3 protein-coding genes are annotated in these 2,694 nt (G+C 35.2%); all 3 read left to right on the forward strand.

The genetic code is table 11. The features are described 5' to 3' along the window. Positions 1 to 1,122: chromosomal replication initiator protein DnaA (dnaA, locus tag WKI42_RS10060; RefSeq protein WP_368081853.1), on the forward strand; the 1,122-nt coding region annotated here is incomplete at its 5' end. A gap of 158 nt (positions 1,123 to 1,280) precedes the next feature. Next, positions 1,281 to 2,417 (forward strand): DNA polymerase III subunit beta, encoded by a 1,137-nt coding sequence (gene dnaN, locus WKI42_RS10065; RefSeq protein WP_049521563.1) that lies wholly within the window; start codon positions 1,281 to 1,283, stop codon positions 2,415 to 2,417. 64 nt (positions 2,418 to 2,481) lie between these two features. Then, a complete protein-coding gene (locus tag WKI42_RS10070; protein WP_000285186.1) occupies positions 2,482 to 2,676 on the forward strand; it encodes a DUF951 domain-containing protein in 195 nt (64 codons plus the stop codon). Positions 2,677 to 2,694 lie beyond the last annotated feature (18 nt).

Here is a 2,694-nt window from a genome sequence, read left to right on the forward strand (position 1 = left end):
AAACCTCAAGATACGGCTATCTCACAAGTTGAAGAAGCTACAAATTCAACTCTTTATGATTATAGTCCAAAGTTAGCATCTATTCCTTATTCGGATACGGGATTAAAAGAAAAGTATACCTTTGATAATTTTATTCAAGGGGATGGAAATGTTTGGGCAGTATCAGCCGCTTTGGCTGTCTCTGAAGATTTGGCTCTGACCTATAACCCTCTTTTTATCTATGGAGGACCTGGGCTTGGTAAGACTCACCTGTTAAACGCTATTGGAAATGAAATTCTAAAAAATATTCCGAATGCGCGTGTTAAATATATCCCTGCTGAAAGCTTTATTAATGACTTTCTGGATCACCTAAGACTTGGGGAAATGGAAAAGTTTAAAAAAACCTACCGCAGTCTTGATCTTTTGTTAATCGATGATATTCAGTCACTCAGCGGAAAAAAAGTTGCAACTCAGGAAGAATTTTTCAATACCTTTAACGCCCTTCATGACAAGCAAAAACAGATTGTCCTAACCAGTGATCGTAGTCCAAAACATTTAGAAGGGCTCGAGGAGAGGCTTGTCACGCGCTTTAGTTGGGGATTAACACAAACTATTACACCCCCTGACTTTGAAACACGTATTGCCATTTTACAAAGTAAAACGGAACATTTAGGCTACAATTTCCAAAGTGATACTCTAGAATACCTAGCTGGGCAATTTGATTCAAATGTTCGAGATCTTGAGGGAGCTATCAACGACATCACTTTAATTGCCCGAGTAAAAAACATCAAGGATATCACTATTGATATTGCTGCAGAAGCCATTAGAGCTCGCAAACAAGATGTTAGCCAAATGCTCGTTATCCCAATTGATAAAATCCAAAATGAAGTTGGTAACTTTTATGGTGTCAGCGTCAAAGAAATGAAGGGAAGTAGACGCCTTCAAAATATTGTGTTAGCCCGTCAAGTAGCCATGTATTTATCTAGAGAACTAACAGATAATAGTCTTCCAAAAATTGGGAAGGAATTTGGTGGTAAAGATCACACAACAGTTATTCATGCCCATGCTAAAATTAAATCTTTGATTGATGAAGACGATAATTTACGCTTAGAAATTGAATCAATCAAAAAGAAAATCAAATAACTTGTGGATAACTTTTACTTTATTATCTTTTTTATCCACATTTTTTAAACAAGCCCAAAAACTTGATATGACTTGTTTAAAGTCTGTTTTCCACAGATTTCACAGACTCTATTATTACTATTATCCTTCTAATACTAAAAATAAATAAAGGAGAATCCATGATTCATTTTTCAATTAATAAAAATTTATTTCTACAAGCATTAAATATTACTAAGAGAGCTATTAGTTCTAAAAATGCCATTCCTATTTTATCAACTGTCAAAATTGACGTGACCAACGAAGGTGTTACTTTAATTGGTTCAAATGGTCAGATTTCAATTGAAAATTTTATTTCTCAAAAAAATGAAGATGCTGGTTTGTTAATTACTTCTTTAGGTTCGATCCTTCTTGAAGCTTCTTTCTTTATCAATGTTGTATCTAGTCTACCTGATGTGACTCTTGATTTTAAAGAAATTGAACAAAATCAAATTGTTTTAACCAGTGGCAAATCAGAAATTACCCTAAAAGGAAAAGATAGCGAACAGTACCCACGAATCCAAGAAATTTCAGCAAGCACTCCTTTGGTTCTTGAAACAAAATTACTCAAGAAAATTATCAATGAAACAGCTTTTGCTGCAAGTACACAAGAGAGTCGTCCAATTTTGACAGGTGTTCATTTTGTATTGAGTCAACACAAAGAGTTAAAAACAGTTGCAACAGACTCTCATCGTCTAAGCCAGAAAAAATTAACGCTTGAGAAAAATAGTGATGATTTTGATGTTGTCATTCCTAGCCGTTCTCTACGCGAATTTTCAGCGGTATTTACAGATGATATTGAAACTGTAGAGATTTTCTTTGCCAATAACCAAATTCTCTTTAGAAGCGAAAATATTAGCTTCTATACTCGTCTCCTAGAAGGAAACTATCCTGATACAGATCGCTTGATTCCAACAGACTTTAACACTACTATTACTTTTGATGTTGTAAACTTACGACAGTCAATGGAGCGTGCTCGTCTTTTATCAAGTGCGACTCAAAATGGTACTGTGAAACTTGAAATTAAAGATGGGATTGTTAGCGCCCATGTTCACTCTCCAGAAGTTGGTAAAGTAAACGAAGAAATTGATACTGATCAGGTGACTGGTGAAGATTTGACTATTAGTTTCAACCCAACTTACTTGATTGATTCACTCAAGGCTTTAAATAGCGAAAAGGTGACCATTAGCTTTATCTCAGCTGTTCGTCCATTTACTCTTGTTCCAGCAGATACTGACGAAGATTTCATGCAGCTCATTACACCAGTTCGTACAAATTAAGTGAAAGAGGTTGAGCCTGGCTCGCCTCTTTTATGATATAATCGAAAAAGAAAAGGAGAGTAGTATGTATCAAGTTGGAAATTTTGTTGAGATGAAAAAACCACATGCTTGTACTATCAAGTCAACTGGTAAAAAAGCAAATCGTTGGGAAATTACACGTGTAGGGGCAGATATCAAAATCAAATGCAGTAATTGTGACCATGTTGTCATGATGGGGCGCTATGATTTTGATCGAAAAATGAATAAAATTATTGACTGAGAACCCTTAGTTAGAGGG

It is taken from the genome of Streptococcus pseudopneumoniae (assembly GCF_038148935.1).
Taxonomy (GTDB): domain Bacteria; phylum Bacillota; class Bacilli; order Lactobacillales; family Streptococcaceae; genus Streptococcus; species Streptococcus pseudopneumoniae_U.